A 19,102-nucleotide genomic window follows, 5' to 3' on the forward strand; every position below is an offset into this window, starting at 1 on the left:
AGTGCACTGGCCGCCGGTGGCGAAGTGACCGGCGTGATTCCTGAAGGTTTATTTCAACGCGAAGTCGCACATCAGGGTCTGACGGAACTGCACTACGTCAACGGCATGCACGAACGCAAAGCCATGATGGCGGAACTGGCCGACGCCTTTATCGCCCTGCCCGGCGGCATCGGCACCCTGGATGAATTGATCGAGATCTGGTGCTGGGCTGGCATTGGCAGTCACAGCAAACCTTGCCTGTGTTACGACGTGGATAACTACTGGCAACCACTGTTTGAGCTGCTGCAGCATATTCACAACGAAGGCTTCGCCCACGATAATGAATCACTGCTCAATGTGTCAGATACCGATGCCCTGCTGACTGTGCTTAAAAATGAAGACGTTCAATAACGCCCGACAGCTGTACGGCGCGGACTGGCATCCGCGCCCTGCCCGTTACACCTGAGCAGCAACATCTAACGAATTATCTGCTTCCAGCAGATAACGGCTTTCGGCGGCGAAACCGGAACCCACTTCCGAGTAGTAATTGAAGGCCACATCGACGCCAAGATCGATCAGTTCTTTGCGCTCATCCTCATAGCGCGCGACCGCAGCGACTTTGCCCTGATAACCAATCATACGCAGCATATCCAGCGTGCTGCGCATCTCAATCTGAGATGGCAGTGCCAGCATGATCAGACGCAGTTCACTGCGTGTTGCCTGTTGCCAGAACTCAAAGTCATCGGAATCACCGGCCACCACATTCAGACCTTCTTCACGCATGTGCAGAGCCCGTTCCTGATCGGATTCAATCCCCCAGACGCGGGCACCGTATTCTTTTTCCAGCGCAGCATAAGCACCCTTGCCAACCCGGCCCATACCAACGATCAGAATATCGGCATCTTTTGGTCGTTTGAATTTCTGGTGTTTATCCGCCTGTTCATAGCGGTTGATCAGATCTTTGTGACGCGCATAAAAGTGGTGAGCACGACGGAAGAAATAACTGCTGATAACAAACGACATGGACATGACCAATGCAATAATCACCAGCCAGTCATCAGAGATCCAGTCGTTTTCAGCACCGACGTTGGCCACAATTAATCCAAACTCACTGAAGTTAGTGAGCGCCAGCGAACTCAGATAAGACGAACGCCCGGACATTCCCAGCCAGGTGAGTAAGCGGAAAAACAGCAGAAATTTCACCGGCAGCAAGAGCAGCAAGACCAGTGCCGTCAGCAACATTTCCACATCCGGCAGGGCAATAAAACCGATGCTGAGGAAAAAGCCGATCAGGAACAGATCTTTAAAGCCCATCAGTGCTTTATAAATTTCGGCGGCTTTTACGTGGGATGCCAACATCATACCGGCCACCAGCGCGCCGAGGTCACCTTTCAGGTTCAGCAGGGTAAATAACTCATAACCACCAAGGGCCATAAAGAAGCCGACCAGGGGTAATAATTCATCGTGCCCGGTGCGCGTAACCAGTGCATGCAGTACCGGGCGCACGGCCAGCAGCCCAATTAACCCCAAAGCCCAGACTGAAGGAATTTTGCCGGTGGATGCCACCAGAAAACCGACGGCGATAACGTCCTGCAAAACCAGAATACCAATGGCCGTTTTACCGTGGCGGGCTTTCAGTTCGGATGCTTCTTCAAGCATTTTCACCACACACACGGTGGAAGAAAAACTCAGGGCAAAGGCAACAACCGCCATAGACTGCAGGCTAAGATCAAAATACTGACCAATGGCCGGCAGTGCCAGAATAAACAGCAGACCAATACCGAGCACAACCCAGATACTGGTGTGCGCCAGCGTGGTGACCAGCACTTCTTTTTTCAGCAGCGCGCTGATATTCAGTTTCAGGCCGATGGTAAACAGCATCAATGTGATACCAAGATCGGCCAGGGTATTCAGGCTCCCGGTCGGTTCCACACCAATTGCATGCAGGCCAAAACCGGCCAGCAAAAAACCCACCAATGGCGGCATACCTAATTGTTTAACACCAAAGCCAAAGGCAAACGCCACCAGAACCCACAAATAATCCATGCTTTATGCATCCATCCTCAAATATTTCTGCTGTAAAGTGTACCGTATCCGGTCGCTAAAAAGCGTGCGAACAATGTGGACTTATGTCAGCGCCTCTTTTTTAGCATCAATACACAAACTGAAAGCGCACATACGCGTTGGTTTCACCCAGTTCATCATCCAGCCCGCGCGCCAGTCCCAGGGTTAACGGAATCACGGCGGAATAACCCAGCACAATGTCTGCGGTCAGGCTGATGCCAACGGCATCCAGTGCATCACTGCTGCTTTCGCGGTTCCAGGCACTGCCGCTGCTGAACCAGATACCGGCATAGTAATCACCCAGCCCCAGCGGCCACAGGCCCCAGTTGCGCTGCACACTGCCCAGCCACCACTGATAATCAAGCGCTGCACGATAATAACGCCGGCCATACTGAGCACCGCTGTCATAACCCGGCAGACTGAACTGATCGCGGCCAAACAGAATGGCTTCTTCACTGCTCAGTCCTCCAATAGAAAAGCCTTCGGTGTCATCGTCTGCGAGGCCTGCGATGGCAGTAAACTGCAGCGTATTACGGCCCGCTAAATCCAGCGTCTGTTGCCAGCGGCTCTGCCATTGTGCACCACTGAAATCGCTGTCGAGGATGTCGTTGGTTTCATACACGAGATCAAAATAAGTACCGCGGCCAATGCCGGGAACGTGCGGATAAAATTCGCGGTTATCAAAGGTCACAGCCAGACCGGCAAGACTTTCCCGATATTGATAGCTGCCGGTCAGTTCATCCGGCAGTCGTACCAGCTTCTCGTTGTCGTACACCGCACCGGCGTGCAGGGCCAGCTGATCTTCAAAACCGTGCAGCAGATATCGGCGCTGTAACACCAGCAGGTCTTCGCGGAACGCCGCATAATCATCATCAATGGCCAGTGCCGGATCGAGCCGCAGATCGCGAAAATGGTGGCTGCGCTGCCAGGACAGAATCCAGCGGTTATCGTACTGATACAGTAACTGCCCTTCGCCCCAGTTCTGCTCCGTATCCCATCCTGCGGCGATGGAATAAAAATGCCGGTTCAGGGCATCGGTGCCGCTGGTCATAATCCCGGCAACGGCTGAATGGTCTTCCGCAACAAACCACGGGAACCAGTATTGTGGCGTCAGGCTCGACCATGGCTGATAATCCTGAGCGGCAGTCAGAGGCGGCGCGGCAGTGTCGGCAGATGGGAAATGCGGATAATCGTAACGTCCCTGATAATCGGCCACAGCAAATTCGCGCACTACTTGGGGTTGCTGCCGTGGTCCTGCCGCTGTCTGCGGCGGCAGCCATTTAAGCTGAAAGCCCTCGCGGGTATATTCCTGATACGCCACCGCGCCGTTCACAAATTGTGGATCAAAAGCGCCGCTGACCACGCTCGTCAGCTGCTCTACCTGACCTTTATCAGCATCAAGAATGTGCAGGTTATATACGCCATCGTAATCAGCGCTGAACAGCACCCGGTTATCCGGCAAAAACACCGGGGCATTCTCACTGGCACGGGTCTGCGTTAATGGTTGCCAGCTCAGGTCAGCTTCCGTCATCGGTGCCGGTAAGCCGGCACGCTGCAGATTCCAGCCCTGCTGTGGCTCCTTTATCGAAGCTACCACGAAGCGGCCGTCGGCGCTGACATCAAAGCCGCCAAGAACCTGCTGCGCTACACCCTGCCACAACAACTGAGTACGACCGTTAAGATCCAGCCACCAGAGTTCACTGATGCCTTGCACTTTGCGGCCGGCGAGCAGGTATTTCTCACCCGAATTACTGTGCACCCAACGTACTTTACGCAGCCGCATCTGTTTACTCAGACGCTGCCAGCCGTGATCTTTATGCCACAGAAAAATATCATTCAGCACCCGCCCTGAAGCGTAGGGAATGCGGCGTGACACAGCGAGTGTGCCGTCGGCTGACATATCCATATCCGTGATATTTTTTTCACAGCTGAGAACTTCTTTTTCTGCGGCTGAATATGTTGAGCGCTGCAGACAGGAGCGATCCATACCGTTATTACTGACCCACAACAGGCTCTGATCATCGGCGGTCATCACCATCCGGTACGCAGGCTCCTGCTCTATTGTCTGGCCTGATACCTGTTCCGCTTTTAACTCTGCCAGCTGCGGCTGAAACTGCTTATTCGTCCAGGCTTTGTAGTCATCCCACAAGGCATTAAAACCGCGGCCAAACGAACGTCGCGCGGTGCTGTTCTGCGAGATATAGGGAATCAGCCTGCGGCTGTAATTCTGCAGATAGTCAGACATATCGTCCTCACCATAATCGCTGGCGAGGTAATCCATAAAATAGCCACCGTACAGATAGGCTTTATTTGACGGCCAGTCATCCAGCGTCAGTACCGCTTCATCAAGATCATCCAGACCCTCACCATCGGCTTCCATGCGCATCTGCATGGCGTAATAACTGCTGTCGAGGCGACCGTAGCCCAGACCTTTATCGGTTTCCTGATAAACCGCCAGACCTTCCTTAAACAGCGAGGGAGTAAAAATATGCGGAAAGAACAAATAGAAACGACCGAATATCCGGCTGCCCGTTGCCGTCACACCGGCGCGCATATCCATCTGCAGCGTATGCACATATTCATGGCGGATCAGACCGTGCAGCCAGTCATCCATATGCTCCAGTCCACTGACGTCTTCCGGCGGACTGGCAAATAAGCGGATCTGATTGTACGGCAGCGGCGTGGCCCAACCGTTCGACAGATCAAAATCATCGCTCAGTACCAGATGTGTCCGCTGTGCCGGTGCCTGAGCAAAAAATGGCACAAGTTCCTCGTGCACCTGCTCAGCAATGGCCAGCGCCCGCGCCGCCATGGCGTCGTAACCCGCCAGAAAATGAATTTCAAAATGGTCGCTGGTCTGTGTCAGCCACTGCTCGTCAGCCCGTTGCCAACCGACCGGGTCTGCTCTCAGCGCTGGGGAGAACACCGATGTCAGTGCCAGCAGCAGAGAGAATATCAATGTCTGCGCTGTCGTTAACTTCATCCTGGTCAGCAGCGTCTGCAGGGCGGAAAAGCACGCCATCGTTGTTCATCCTGTGAAATAAAGGGTTCAACATACTTAATCCGCCATATGACGACAAGATGACCGCCGTTCGCTTGCCGCCTGCCGGGCTGTGACATACAGTAGCGTAAGAGCAGGAAATGCTTCAGCAGGAGGGGAATATGCAATGGTCCGAGCACTATCAGCGTTATGCCCGTTATAATCGCTGGATCAACCGCAATTTACTGGATGCCAGCGAAACATTGCCACAAGCCACGATTACGCAGCCCTGCGGCCTGTTTTTCGGTTCGCTGAGCGGCAGCTGGAATCATTTGCTGGTCACAGATTTAATCTGGCTGCGGCGACTGAGTGGTATATTTCCGATTCTGGATGAACTCAGGCACCTGCCCCAGCCGCAATCCCTGGATCAGATTGTTTACCCAACCCTTGCCGCGCTGCGTCCGGTACGGGAACAGATTGATGACCTGTTGATCCGCTGGTGTGACCTGCTGCGTGCAGACGATGCCAACGATGTCATCGAATACACCAACAGTCGTGGCGAAGAGGTCAGCAAGCCTCTGAGCCTTATCCTGCAACACCTGTTTAATCATCAGACCCATCACAGGGGTCAGATAACCGCGGAGCTGAGCCGTCACAATGTCGATTATGGTATTACCGATCTGCTCTATACCCCTTTTGATTAAACCGGCGGGGAATAACAACCCGCGACACCACTGTTCAGCCGGCAACTGGAATAAAAAAAAGAATAAAAACAAGACTGAATTCCGCAAGGAGACGGTGTGCTGAATCCCAATATATGGCGCAGCCAACAGCAGACATTTGACTGGCAAGGACACAGAATCAGCTATCAGGATCAGGGCGATGGCCCGGTACTGCTGCTGCTGCATGGCTTACCCGGCAGTAACTGGGTCTGGCATCTGCTGTGGCCTATGCTGTGTGGCCAGTTCCGCCTGATCGCACCGGATTTTCTTGGCTGTGGCGACTCGGACAAACCGGTTCCCTACGATTACCGTCTGGCGGATCAGGCCGCTATGCTGGACGCGCTGCTGCGTCATCTGGGGGTAGAGACCTATCAGATCATTGGCCATGATTACGGTGCCGCTGTGGCGTGGCAATTAACCTGTCGTCAGGCACCTGCGCACACAGAAGCAGAAGAACCGGCAACAGAACCCGTGATTGGAAATACATTGCCCGAGCAGCCGGACGATGCGCAACAGCCGACAGATTCAACACCCTCCGATACGGCTGAGAACAAACAGACAGACGGCCCTCAAGCCCTGTCCATGTCCTGGCTGTCACCGCGCATATCCGGCGATCACAGCGGATTTATCTGGCGTGAGCGCTGGCTCAGCGGCCCTTCCGGCCAGGTGATTTTCCGCCGACTGGTAAGTGAAGGTCTGTACGGCCGTTATCTGGAAAGACTCACCGGCCCGTTTTCTCCCCTTACGCGCCAGCGCCTGCGTGACAGCTGGGAGCTGTTGTGCGCTCATCAGGGGCTAAATGCATTACCACTGCTGCTGAATTACCGTTACGAAATGCCACAGCGCCGGGAGTGGCCACGCATGACCATCCCGCTGCCACTGCAGATCGTGTATGGCCAGTACGATCCGGTATGCCGTCGCCTGCCGGTCATCCCGCAGGTGAACTATCAGTCACTGCCCTGCGGCCATTATCCGCAGGAAGAAGCCCCCGAAGCTCTGGTCGCAACCCTGCTGGCGTTCCACAGCAGCGAACAGAAATACCGTAATGGTGTTTTCTCCAACCTGAAAGCCGCTGACCAGCCCGGCTGAATAACAGCGCCGCTGTTTACACAGCCACCAGTTACACCGACGCTGTTTATACCGCCACGACTTATACCACCGCTGCTTGTACCGCCTGAAGTGCCCTGACTGAGCTTGGGAATATTCCCCGGCTGAGGTAAAGTCCCGCCTCCGCGTAAATCAGGTTGAACACAGCAATGACCATCGAACTCGACATTATCTACCAGGATGACTGCATGGTGGTCATTAACAAGCCCAGTGGTCTGCTGGTACACCGCAGTGAAATTGATCGCCATGAAACCCGCTTTGCCCTGCAGCTGCTGCGTAATCAGCTGGGTCAGCGTGTTTACCCTGTGCACCGTCTGGATAAACCAACCTCAGGGGTACTCGCTTTTGCCCTGTCGCAGGAAATGGCCAGTCAGATAACCGACCTCTGGCGTCAGCGTACTGTCGAGAAAAAATACCTCGCCATCGTGCGTGGCTGGATGCCGGAATTCACCCACCTCGATTACGCTATGTCGCCGCCGGTGGATAAATACGCCAAACATGAAAAGAAGAAACCGGCCCAGGAGGCCATAACGGATTTCCGCACTCTGGCCCAGGTTGAGATTCCGGTGGCCGTGGATAAATACCCACAGTCACGCTATTCATTACTGGAATGTACACCGCACACCGGGCGTAAACATCAGATCCGCCGTCACCTGAAACACCTCGCCCATCCGATCATTGGCGATGCGCGCTACGGCAAAGGCCGCCACAGCCGTTATTTCCGCGATCATCTTGATGCCCCACGTCTGCTGCTGCACGCCAGCCAGCTGACCGTGCAGCATCCAGTCAGCGGCGAAGAGCTGACCTTCACAGCCTCTCCTGACCGGATTATGCGCCAGCTGCTTGAGCGCTTCGGCTGGCTCGAAGCCCTGCCGGAAGGTGTGCGCAGTTCGCTGTCGCAGCAACCCCATGCCTCGATGGATTTGTTCCTCAACATCAATAATGACCCTGAAGAAAACGAGGATTAAACGGCAAAAAAGTCTTCCACAGGGCGCAGATCCCTGTATTTCTGTGGTCTGCCAGTGGTTATTCACAATTTCTGTGGATAAATCTTTGGAAAACTTCTGTAAATACGCCCGAAATCCAGTATTTATGCGGCCTGTCGTCAGATTGGCTGAAATTGCACCATCTTTCTAAGTCCTTATTTTTCAGGCACTTAAAGACTTGTGTGAGGTTTCCTACAGGTCTTCGACTTTTGAATTTACGTTCAGAGCATGACCAGAAAAATTGTGCATAACAACTCAGAGGCAAATCCGTCAAGGGATTATTTTTAAAAAATGTCCGCTTTTATAGGGGTAGATCAAAGCATGTACAGCGCCTCTGACTCTGTCCACAGAATCTGTGGATAAATCTGTTAAAAAGTTATTTATATCTGCTCTGAATTACCATGTTTACTGTGCTTACGTTAAATTGGTTATTTTTTAACCAGTAAAAAATCCCTTATTTTTCAATAATTTATATCTTGCAAGCACTATCTTGTAATATTTCACGCCAGAATTGACGCAAATATGACGGGAATTTTGCAATGTGCATAACGCGCCTCAAACTGAACCATTACGACCCAAAACAGGGCTTTTTTGCGAATAAAGAAAAAGCCCGGGCAAAACAGGCGTCAGACTGTTAGCAAGCACTTACCGGCATTGATGTGGATAAGTGACTCTACGAAACAAGTAGTAATTAAAATTCAACAGGCGAAAGGCTTCGACAGCCAGGAGCAGAAACAAAAAAGCCCGCAGCGAAAACGCCGCGGGCTTAATCATCTTAAAACGGATCAGACGTCGGGAATCAGAGGATACCCATGCGGCGTGCCAGCTCATCGGCAGGCAGGTAACCCGGGAACAGACGACCATCTTCCAGCACGATCGCTGGCGTACCGTTTACCCCCATGCTTTTACCCATGTTGTACTCTTCGGCGATCGGTGCACCGCAGTCATTGCTGGCCGCAATCATATCGCCCATCTGCGACGACAGAGCATTGTACTGATCCTGCAACATCACAGCGCCGCCCTGACGCAGGCGCTGACCCAGCACATTCAGCTCGCGCTGAGTGGTTTTCATGGTGTTCATTGCCGCCTTGCGGTCATCCTGACACCAGACGTAATTGATCTTACGGTAGGAGTCAGTGAGCTGGCCTGTCTGCGGATTTTTGATTCCGGCACGCGGGAACGCCAGATAGCGCACGGTAATGCCCAGTTCGTTGAGGCGCGGGACTTCCTGATGCAGTTTCTGACAATAGCCGCAGTCGATATCCGTGAAGACATTGATCAGACCTTTCTGCTCGCCCTTAGCTTCAAACACAACGGTCTGGTTGTTACCCAACGCCGCCATTTCTGCCGCACGGGTCGGGTTGTGGCGGTTTTGCGTCACGTTCTCCGCTCCGGCTGCACCGAACTCGTACAGTTCATCACGGTACAGAAAGTGACTCAGATCCGGCGTCATGTGCATCACAGTGCCGTCAGTGAGGATAACTTCAAGAATTTGACCACCGGCCAGCGGCGCAACTTCGCTCACTTCCAGGCGTGGACCAAATGCAGACACCAGTTTGGTCTGTGCCTGCGCTTTCAGTGACTGAGTTCCACTGACAGAAGCGGACTTGATTGCCGCCTCATCTGCGTGAACCATGCTCAGTGGCAGGCTCATCATCAGACCAACAGTGGCAGCAAGCAGAGATTTTTTCATTGGGATTTCCTTTATGGATTACCTTAATACGGGTATCTGCGCGTGTATTCTTCGCGCCACAGGGCCAATGTTTCAGTAGCAGCAGATACAGAATTCTGTTCGCCGCATACCCTTTCAAATGCAGACCATGCTGTCAAGAAAAGCGGCGGCAACAGGCGACCAAAGGTAGGATATTAGCGCCTGAATGTGACCCTCAGATAACGACGGGGTCAATAATCTGCATACTGGCCTGAACGTGAGCCATAAAAACGGGCATAAAAAAACGGGCATAAAGCCCGTTTTTCATTACGCGTATAAAGAGAAGGATTAAACCTTTTCTTTGATACGTGCAGACTTACCGCTACGCTCACGCAGGTAGTAGAGTTTAGCCTGACGAACGTCACCACGACGTTTCACTTCAATGCTGTCTACGGTTGGGCTGTGAGTCTGGAAAGTACGCTCAACGCCAACGCCGTGAGAGATTTTACGCACGGTGAAAGCAGAGTTCAGACCACGGTTACGTTTACCGATAACCACGCCTTCGAACGCCTGCAGACGCTCACGGGTACCTTCTTTTACTTTTACCTGTACAACGATGGTGTCGCCTGGGGCAAACGCTGGTACAGATTCTTTCAGCTGTGCGTTTTCGATCTGCTGAATGATTGTGTTTTTGTTGCTCATTCTATGCTCCTTAACAGTCTGCGGAGTCTTCATTCTCACGCAGGTATTCTGTCAATAACCTTTGTTGCTCGTTAGTCAGTTCCAGTGCATCCAGAAGGTCCGGTCTGCGCTGCCAGGTTCTGCCCAGTGACTGCTTAAGCCGCCACTGACGGATCTTTTCATGGTTGCCGCTCAACAGCACCTCAGGTACTGCCTGCCCTTCGTAAACTTCCGGGCGTGTGTAGTGTGGACAATCCAGCAGGCCATCCATAAAGGAGTCCTGTTGTGCCGACTGTTCGTGGCCCAATACACCGGGCACCAGCCGGATCACAGCATCCATCAGAGTCATGGCAGCCAGTTCACCACCACTCAGTACAAAATCACCAAGAGACCACTCTTCGTCGATTTCGCGCTGAATCAGACGCTCATCAATGCCTTCGTATCGTCCTGCCACCAGAATCAGTTTGTCGCACTGAGCAAGCTCAAGTACGCCCTGCTGATCCAGTTTACGGCCCTGCGGTGACAGATAAATCACCTTAGCGCCTTCTCCGGCCGCGGCTTTCGCTGCGTGAATGGCATCCTGCAATGGCTGAATTTTCATCAGCATGCCGGGGCCACCGCCGTAGGGACGATCGTCCACTGTCTGGTAGTTATCATGGGTGAAGTCCCGGGGATTCCAGCACTCAACCGTAATCTTCTCCTGTTTCACCGCACGTCCGCTGACACCAAATTCAGTCAGCGACCGGAACATCTCCGGAAACAGGGAAATAACACCAAACCACATAATTACAGCAACACCGGATTAAAAATCCGGATCCCAGTCCACCTGAATTTCACTGCCATCCAGGTCAACCTCAAGAACAATCGAATCGGCATAAGGAATCAGTCGCTGACGTTTGTCGACGCTGCCTTCGCAGCTGTTGACCGTCATCACCTGGTTACCACCACCGGATTCGAACAGTTCTTTTACCTGGCCCAGCAATACACCTTCGGTTGTAACAACCTTCAGGCCTTCGAGCTGGAACCAATAATATTCATCTTCTTCGGGCTCTGGTAACTCGCTGGTCAACACACCGATTTCAACCTGGCGTAAAGCCAGCGCTGCGTCACGATCTGTTATGCCTTCAAGAGCTACCGCAATCCCTTTCGTCTGGAGCTTGCTGTCTGTCAGTCTGTATGTCCGCCACTGTCCGTCAATTTTTAACAGCCAGTTTCTGTACTCCAGAATATTGGTCATCGGATCGGTATAGGAATGCACCTTCACCCAGCCTTTGATACCAAACGCGGTGGTGATTTTACCCAGAACGGATACGTCCTGATCTGCCACCTGCTCTGCCAACATCAAATCTCCGTTAACTGCCAATTAAGCCTGAGCTTTTTTGACGTCTTTCAGGATTTTGGCTACACGGTCAGTAGGCTGTGCACCTTTACCCAGCCAATACTCAACGCGTTCCATATCAACACGCAGAGGCTCTTCCTGGCCACGAGCAACAGGGTTGAAGAACCCGACACGCTCGATAAAGCGACCGTCGCGAGGAGCGCGCGCATCAGCTACGTTAATGTGATAAAAAGGACGTTTTTTAGAGCCACCACGGGCTAAACGGATTACTACCATAAATTCAGATCACTCCGATCGTTTTATCAGGTGACAGGTTTTGGGATCGCCTGCCGTTAATCATCCTGTGTACCCCAAACCCGCTGTAAAGCGGCTTCCAGATACACTGGGCCTATTAAAAGGGCGCGTAGTGTATAAAATCTGCCCTGCAGAAACAACCGCTTTTTTACCCTGACAATCCGGCCGCATGGCGCGCCATCGCTGGGCTTATGCATATCACCAACTAAAGCCGCCGCAATGGCAGCTGCTGCCTCACAAATCCACTGTCCAGTGCTGATAATCCGTGGCATGCACCCGACGATTGCGGGTGCGCAGCAGGTTGCGGTCGACCTTACTGTTGTGCCGGCGATCCACGGGCATCACAGTAATACGGTAGATATCCAGCGCCTCTATTCCCAGCACCTTTAATATAGGCGTCAGACGACCGAGCATTTCATCGAGCGGCTCATCACATACCAGATACAGGCGCATGTTATCAGCGCCCTCCTGAATCAGCGCACTGCGCGTAACGCCAGACAGCTTGTCGATCTGTTTTTCAAAGATGTAGGGATGAATGACCTGGCGGTTGGCATACACCAGATCCTTAATGCGCCCGGTAAGCCACAACTGCCCCTGATCATCGAGATAGCCGGTGTCTCCGGTACGGTGCCAGACACTGGCCAACGCCGGCGCGGCAGAACGCGGAATCTTGTGCTCCATGGCCGCCACGGGGTTATTTACATAGCGCGCCAGCACGTGGGCACCGGCCACCAGAATTTCACCAATGTCACCGGCATGACACAGGTTACGCTCTACATCCGCCTCACTGAGGTTGCGCTCCTCCAGTGCATGACACACCACCAGCTCGCTCCCCGCCACCGGTCTGCCGACCAGATATCCCGGCTCTGCAGCACTGCGCAGATAGTCGCTGATGGCCATAGCGGTCACGGGTTCAGCTTCGGTGGCGCCATAAACGATGCGACCGTCGGCCAAAGGAAAGCGTATGTTCAGCCGCCCGGCCAGCGCACTACTGACCACCGCCCGGCTGAGCATGATGCCGTCGATTTCCGGAATCCGGATATTATTGGCTTCCATACCATCGCACAGTGCCGCAAAAAACGCTGGCGCTCCCCAGATATGGGTGACCTGATTGGCCGCCAGCTGCTGCAGTACTTTCATCGCCTGTTTGCGGCTGAATTGCCCCGGGCAGGCGAAATCGATATCCGGCAGCACGGTGGTCAGTCCGGCACTGAGGTTATGCAACACCAGTAAAGGGAAGCAGCTGCACACCACCTCTCCTGCCGGCAGCGGCCAGAACCGCTCCATCGCCAGATGCAGCTGCTGCAGACTGCCATGGGTGCGGTCTGCGCCCATCGGAATGCCGCGGTTTTCCGAGGTGAACGAAATGATGCCGTGAGCCTCCGCAGGGCAGGCTTCAGCCACCAGTTTTCTGCTTCCTTCATCCCGGGCCAGCCGCGCCATTTTTACCGGTAACGACACCACACCGGGAAACGGACCATCAATACTGAGACGCTGGCACTGCTTCAGTTCGGGCACCAGCCAGTGCCAGCGCAACGCCCGGCGCAGACCAATAATGGCGACCGCCGACGAACCTTCCAGTACATAGCGGATATGATGTCTGGGCATGGCAACGTCGATATACACAGGCACCAGTCCCATGCCTAACAGGCTGATGGTGATGGCATAGGTATGCAGCCCCGGCTGTAATGCCATCACTACCCGGTCGCCCCGGCTGAAGCCCTGTTTCTGCCAGTATTGCTGCCAGAAAGCGGCTTCAGCTGCCAGCTGACGATAGCTGAGCCGGACTTCGTGGTGACCTTCCATGGCAGACAGCGCCGTGCGTTCCGGTGAATCTTCACACCAACCCAGGAAACGGCTGATGAAATTACCGTCCGGACTGCTGCCATCCAATCCATTACCGGGCATCGCGGAACCCTGATTAGCCTGCGTCATAATCTGTCATGCCTCTGTAAGGAGAGAAAACAGAAGCAGTTCAGCCACGGAATACGCGGCAGATGCCGGTGCTTCTGACACCTGTTTTCTCATCCTTTATTCTGACTTCGGTTTCAACTGCTTTAACTATAGAAGGGAGAAATACCAGTTGTCAGCCAGCTCAGAACGAATGGCCTGATTTCCAGTATCTGCGCTCCAGCACCTGAAGCCGGCGATTTCGTGTGCGCAGCACAACCCGGTCAATTTTACTGTGGTGGCGTGCATCCATTGGCATCAGCAGGATACGGTAAAGCTGAACCCGGTGCAGGCCTGTCTGCTCCAGAACAAGCACTATCTGCGGCAGCAGGCGCAGCAGCTGTTCATCACTCTGCAGATACAGACGCGGCGTCTTACCGCCGCTTTGCACCAGCGCACTGCGCACAATGCCAGCGATCTGATCCAGCTGCTTTTCCATCACTAACGGTTGAATGATCCGCTCATCCAGATAAATCTGATCACGCACGCGCCCGGTCAGCCACAGGCGTCCATGCTGATCCAGATAGCCGGTATCCCCGGTGCGGTGCCACACCGGTGCTTTGCGGCAATCACGGGGGATGGTGTTTTCACGGTCGGCCACGGGGTCAGCGGCATAGCCGCGCAGTATATGCGCACCGGACACCAGGATTTCGCCGGTTTCAGCCTGCTGACATTCGCTGTAAATCATATCGGTTGCGCTGGCATCCGCCGGTGGCAGAAAGCGGCAGATCATCAGTTCAGTGCCGGCCAGAGGCGCGCCGGCAAGATAGCCTGCACCATCATACTCACGCAGATAACCATCCACCGGCACCGCGCAGACCGGCTCAGCCTCAGCGGAACCATAAGCCACCACGATTCTGGCAACCGGAAAACAGTCGCGTAACGCCAGTGCCAGCGGGCGACTGACGGTTGCGCCGGTGACCACCAGACTGCGAACCGCGGCAATGCGCTTCTGCTGCTGTTGCAGGTAGGCGCACAACACAGTGAAAAAAGCCGGTACCGCTGACAGACGGCTGACCTGGTGCTGCTCCAGCTGCTGCGTCAGCCGTCCGGCGTCAGCATGGGTCAGAACCCCTGCATGGCCGGATTCCGGCGCAGGCATCACCGACGTCATGCCGCAGCAAAGATTATGCAGAACGGTCAGGGGAAAACCGGGGCGATCGACCTCACCATCACGGTGAGGCCAGGCAGAGCGCATGGCCAGATACTGCTGATGCAGAATGCTGTGGTTGCGACTGACCGCTTTCGGCAGACCATTCACGCCGGAAGAAAAAGAAATCAGACAAGGTGCTTCATCACCGACTGCCGCCACATCAAACACCGCTGGACTGTGCCGGCGTGCCGCCAATGCTGCGGCCAACGGCATTCTGACGGTACCGGCAACATTCCCCTGCAGGCAGAAACGACGGCAGTTACGGAATTCCGGCAACAGCCAGTGCCAGCGCAACGCCTGCGCTCCGCCGACGACGGCCGCCGGACGCAAACGACTGAGCGTGTGGCGCACGGTGCTCAGATTCATCCACGGCTCAGCCATAATGGCCACCAGCCCACAGCCCAACAGGCTGAGCAGAATCGCATACAGGTGAGCATCCGCCGGCAAAGCGAGAAACACCCGGTCCCCCGGGGTCAGCCCCTGACGCCGCCAGAAGACTTGCCAGAAGCCTGCTTCGGCAGCTAATTCTTCATAAGTCAGTGTACAACCGCTATGGCTGTATTTGTGCTGAGCAGGAAGTATCAGGGCGGCCCGCCCGGGGTGGCTGCGCCTGCCGGCATCAAACAGTCCGGCGACATTGGTTACGGCTGCATTGGCTACCGCTGAATTGGTTACCGGGGCATCTCTGCCCCATGCCTCTTCGCTCCTGCTCTGCATAAATAGTGCATCCTGCGCTGGGGTATATCGGTTATGGGCCCTGATCCGGGTCAGTCTTATTCATAAATAATCAGCTGCGGCTTGCAGACCACTTACAAACGGCGGTCAGAACCATATCAGTGACATTGGTGTGAGCGGCTTATGGCAACAACGACCTTTTCAGCCCGGGTAAAATGTGCTTCAAACGGCACTCACTGTCCTGCTTTCGACGTATCAGCCGACGTTCCTGAGAGTTGCGGGATACACGTATACACAGCCCACAAACAAACCGTTACATTTGCCGCGATAATACCCGTCCGTATGCACGTTCACCATGCAAATGGCGAATAATAACCAGAACTTTCGTTCCATATTGCTATGCACGGGATATTTCTGACAAAGAGCTGTTTTTCAGAACAGACAGTTTCATAAGACGATAGTCGTACGGTTGGCCCGCTTTTACCTAAAGTATTCCGGCTATCATGTGCGACCAGCTGAGCAGGCACCCCCTCCCGCCCAATAACGGGCCTGCCCAAACTGATTAAATCAAGTCTGCTGAAAATCCTTTTTCTCAGAACCCGTCGCTGCGAAAGCACGACACGAACAACAGGCAGCAGGTCTGATAAATGACAGGTAACGAATTGAATGGGGCAGGCATACAATGGCGGCCACCTGAGGATACCCTCCGTGTCGACCGGAACACGTGCATCAGCACCTGTGCCGGATTAAGCGGCAACGAAAGGCAACCCTGACCTTTATCAGCCCCAAAACCTCTGTGCTTAATCAGTCAGAGCAGGTATCAACGGCCGGATAACAGGCTGACCTGCAAAAACTTCATTCTGGAGATAATTATGAGCGGTATATCCCGTATTCAGTGCCCGGTACTGCGCGACCGAGTTATGACAGCCGAAGAAGCAGCCGAGCTGATTCCAAACGGTGCGACTGTTGGTATGAGTGGTTTCACCGGTGCCGGCTATCCTAAAGCGATTCCTGGCGCTCTGGCTAAACGTATTGGCAAGATCAATGAGACTGGCGGTCGTTTCCGTATCAACGTCTGGACCGGTGCCTCGACTGCTCCGGAACTGGACGGTGCACTGGCCGAAGTAGACGGTATTGAAATGCGTCTGCCATTCCAGACCGACCCTATCTGCCGTAACCGCATCAACGATGGCCGCATGGACTACGTTGACTATCACCTGTCTGAAGTATCTCAGTACGCATGGTCCGGCTTCCTGGGCAAAATGAATCTGGCTGTGATTGAAGTTGCCGGCATCCGTGAAGACGGCAGCCTGATTCCTTCATCTTCTATTGGTAACAACAAAACCTGGATCGAGCAGGCCGACAAAATCCTGCTGGAAGTAAACTCCGCGCAGAACATCCGCATGGAAGGTATGCACGATGTGTATTACGGCACAGCGTTACCGCCAAACCGTAAACCTATCATGCTGACTAACCCGTCTGACCGTATCGGTGAACAGTACCTGCACTGCCCGATTGATAAAGTAATCGGCGTGGTTGAAACCAATGCACCTGACCGTAACTCGCCATTCAAAGCGCCTGATGATGTGTCCAAGAAAATCGCTGGCCACATTATGGATTTCTTTGACCGTGAAATCGAAGCCGGCCGTCTGCCAAAAGAACTGCTGCCGATTCAGTCAGGTGTAGGTAACATCCCCAACGCCGTACTGGAAGGTCTGGACGAAGGTCCATATAAAAACCTGACGTCTTACACCGAAGTAATTCAGGATGGCATGCTGAAAATGCTGAAATCCGGCACCCTGAGCATTGCTTCTGCAACAGCTTTCTCACTGAGCCCGGACGGTATTAAAGAGTTCGATGAAAACATCGAACTGTACCGCGACAAAATCATTCTGCGTCAGCAGGATCTGAGTAACCATCCGGAAGTTATCCGTCGTCTGGGAATTATTGCCATGAACGGTCTGCTGGAAGCAGACATTTACGGCAACGTAAACTCCACCCACCTGATGGGTACCCGTATGATGAATGGTATCGGTGGTTCCGGTGACTTTGCGCGTAACGGTTATCTGTCTATTTTCGTGACGCCATCACTGGCAAAAGACGGCGCAATTTCTGCCATCGTGCCAATGGTTTCTCACGTCGATCACACTGAGCACGATGTAAAAATCATCGTAACTGAACAGGGCCTGGCTGACCTGCGTGGTCTGTCTCCGCGTAAACGTGCGAAAGTGATTATCGAGAACTGTGCTCACCCGGATTACCGTGACGAGCTGATGAGTTATTTTGAACGCGCGTGCAACAGTGGTCGTGGTATGCATACCCCACATCTGCTGGATGAAGCATTAAGCTGGCACCAGCGTTTCGAAGAAACCGGCACCATGAAAAAATCCTGATAAAGGATTAAAAATATCACCGGCCTACGTATTAATACCGAATATTAAATCGCGTTATTGATATAGCCGGTGATATTTATTTGATTTAACTCAATGGTAAGACCTATTTAAATTCATATTCCCTTATGAATTAAACCTTTTCGTCGCATTGCCCCCTTTTGCTCACCAGGACTTATGGAGCTTCAGGGGGCTTTTTTCTTTTTTTGTTAATAATTCTGCGTTAATTTAATCGCTTATCCCTGTTTCAGGATCAGTTACGCATAAAATGTCCATATCTGGCGCTGCAATTCTACTAACGGATCAGCTTATACTGATCTGATCACTTGTTGCTTAGCCAATACAGGAATACTCTTATGCAACAATCCGTTAAAGGATCTGAGAGCGAAATAACTCTCAACAACCGTCTTATTTAAGCAACCAACCGATGAAGAGAACCGGCCGCCGGATCAGCACCTGGTTTTTGCCTGTGTGCGCGAACGCGGTCAGATCGCAGAGGATCTCCGCATGTCGCACATCGAAACGTTTTATGAAGTAATGCGTCGTCAGGGTATTACCCGCCGCAGCTTCATGAAATATTGCAGCCTGACAGCTGCCGCTCTGGGCTTGAGCCCTGCCTACGTTCCCCAAATTGCCAACGCCATGGAAAATAAACCCAGAACGCCTGTTCTCTGGTTGCATGGCCTTGAGTGCACCTGTTGTTCGGAATCCTTTATCCGTTCTGCGCATCCGCTGGTTAAAGACGTTGTCCTTTCCATGTTGTCACTGGATTATGATGACACACTGATGGCCGCCGCCGGACATCAGGCCGAAGCCGCGCTGGAAGACACCATCCAGAAATACAAAGGCGAATACATTCTCGCCGTGGAAGGTAACCCACCACTGAACGAAGACGGTATGTTCTGCATTATTGGCGGCAAGCCATTTGTTGATCAGTTAAAACATGCAGCAAAACACGCCAAAGCCATTATTGCCTGGGGCTCCTGCGCCAGCTGGGGTTGTGTACAGGCAGCGCGTCCGAACCCAACCCAGGCCACACCCATTCATAAAGTAATTACCGACAAACCGATTATTAAAGTACCGGGTTGTCCGCCGATTGCAGAAGTTATGACCGGCGTAATTACCTATATG

General features: G+C 53.3%; 15 protein-coding genes. 6 read left to right on the top strand and 9 right to left on the bottom strand.

Annotated features, from left to right (window positions below; all coding sequences use genetic code 11):
* A partial coding sequence (locus B2Z72_RS01895; RefSeq protein ID WP_297004070.1) for a TIGR00730 family Rossman fold protein occupies positions 1 to 390 on the top strand: 390 nt, incomplete at its 5' end.
* Positions 391 to 435: 45 nt separating this feature from the next.
* Here B2Z72_RS01895 and B2Z72_RS01900 read toward each other — a convergent pair.
* The gene (locus B2Z72_RS01900) at positions 436 to 2,025 is read right to left on the bottom strand and encodes a cation:proton antiporter family protein (RefSeq protein ID WP_296986168.1); all 1,590 of its coding nucleotides are present in this window, start codon (positions 2,023 to 2,025) and stop codon (positions 436 to 438) included.
* Between the two features lie 106 nt (positions 2,026 to 2,131).
* Positions 2,132 to 5,065 (bottom strand): hypothetical protein, encoded by a 2,934-nt coding sequence (locus tag B2Z72_RS01905; RefSeq protein WP_296986165.1) that lies wholly within the window; start codon positions 5,063 to 5,065, stop codon positions 2,132 to 2,134.
* 140 nt (positions 5,066 to 5,205) lie between these two features.
* On the opposite strand from B2Z72_RS01905, the gene B2Z72_RS01910 reads away from it, so the two are divergent.
* From B2Z72_RS01910 to truC, 3 genes are all read left to right on the top strand, one after another.
* Positions 5,206 to 5,727, top strand: coding sequence for a DinB family protein (locus B2Z72_RS01910; RefSeq protein ID WP_296986163.1), 522 nt, complete (start codon positions 5,206 to 5,208; stop codon positions 5,725 to 5,727).
* Between the two features lie 96 nt (positions 5,728 to 5,823).
* Positions 5,824 to 6,834 (top strand): alpha/beta fold hydrolase, encoded by a 1,011-nt coding sequence (locus B2Z72_RS01915; RefSeq protein WP_296986161.1) that lies wholly within the window; start codon positions 5,824 to 5,826, stop codon positions 6,832 to 6,834.
* 167 nt (positions 6,835 to 7,001) lie between these two features.
* Positions 7,002 to 7,820: a tRNA pseudouridine(65) synthase TruC gene (gene truC, locus B2Z72_RS01920; protein WP_296986160.1), complete on the top strand. Its 819-nt coding sequence runs from the start codon at positions 7,002 to 7,004 to the stop codon at positions 7,818 to 7,820.
* Between the two features lie 817 nt (positions 7,821 to 8,637).
* Here the strand turns inward: truC and B2Z72_RS01925 are convergent.
* The 7 genes from B2Z72_RS01925 to B2Z72_RS01955 all read right to left on the bottom strand — a co-directional run bounded on the left by B2Z72_RS01925 (position 8,638) and on the right by B2Z72_RS01955 (position 15,623).
* Positions 8,638 to 9,531 carry a thioredoxin fold domain-containing protein gene (locus tag B2Z72_RS01925; RefSeq protein WP_296986158.1) on the bottom strand — a complete coding sequence of 298 codons (894 nt, stop codon included), beginning with the start codon at positions 9,529 to 9,531 and terminating at the stop codon, positions 8,638 to 8,640.
* Between the two features lie 306 nt (positions 9,532 to 9,837).
* Positions 9,838 to 10,191, bottom strand: a complete 354-nt coding sequence (rplS, locus tag B2Z72_RS01930; RefSeq protein WP_296986157.1) for a 50S ribosomal protein L19 — start codon at positions 10,189 to 10,191, stop codon at positions 9,838 to 9,840.
* A gap of 10 nt (positions 10,192 to 10,201) precedes the next feature.
* Positions 10,202 to 10,954: a tRNA (guanosine(37)-N1)-methyltransferase TrmD gene (gene trmD, locus B2Z72_RS01935; protein ID WP_296986154.1), complete on the bottom strand. Its 753-nt coding sequence runs from the start codon at positions 10,952 to 10,954 to the stop codon at positions 10,202 to 10,204.
* Between the two features lie 18 nt (positions 10,955 to 10,972).
* The gene (rimM, locus tag B2Z72_RS01940) at positions 10,973 to 11,512 is read right to left on the bottom strand and encodes a ribosome maturation factor RimM (protein ID WP_296986153.1); all 540 of its coding nucleotides are present in this window, start codon (positions 11,510 to 11,512) and stop codon (positions 10,973 to 10,975) included.
* A 21-nt stretch (positions 11,513 to 11,533) separates the two neighbouring features.
* A complete protein-coding gene (gene rpsP / locus B2Z72_RS01945) occupies positions 11,534 to 11,785 on the bottom strand; it encodes a 30S ribosomal protein S16 (protein ID WP_296986152.1) in 252 nt (83 codons plus the stop codon).
* Between the two features lie 252 nt (positions 11,786 to 12,037).
* Positions 12,038 to 13,738 carry an AMP-binding protein gene (locus tag B2Z72_RS01950; protein ID WP_296986151.1) on the bottom strand — a complete coding sequence of 567 codons (1,701 nt, stop codon included), beginning with the start codon at positions 13,736 to 13,738 and terminating at the stop codon, positions 12,038 to 12,040.
* Between the two features lie 160 nt (positions 13,739 to 13,898).
* Positions 13,899 to 15,623 carry an AMP-binding protein gene (locus B2Z72_RS01955; RefSeq protein WP_296986149.1) on the bottom strand — a complete coding sequence of 575 codons (1,725 nt, stop codon included), beginning with the start codon at positions 15,621 to 15,623 and terminating at the stop codon, positions 13,899 to 13,901.
* An 830-nt stretch (positions 15,624 to 16,453) separates the two neighbouring features.
* Between B2Z72_RS01955 and B2Z72_RS01960 the strand changes: the two genes are divergently transcribed.
* Positions 16,454 to 17,974 (top strand): acetyl-CoA hydrolase/transferase family protein, encoded by a 1,521-nt coding sequence (locus B2Z72_RS01960; RefSeq protein WP_296986147.1) that lies wholly within the window; start codon positions 16,454 to 16,456, stop codon positions 17,972 to 17,974.
* A 504-nt stretch (positions 17,975 to 18,478) separates the two neighbouring features.
* Positions 18,479 to 19,102: hydrogenase small subunit (locus tag B2Z72_RS01965; protein WP_297004072.1), on the top strand; the 624-nt coding region annotated here is incomplete at its 3' end.

Source organism: Thalassolituus sp. UBA6592 (assembly GCF_002433655.1).
Lineage (GTDB): Bacteria > Pseudomonadota > Gammaproteobacteria > Pseudomonadales > Oceanobacteraceae > Venatoribacter.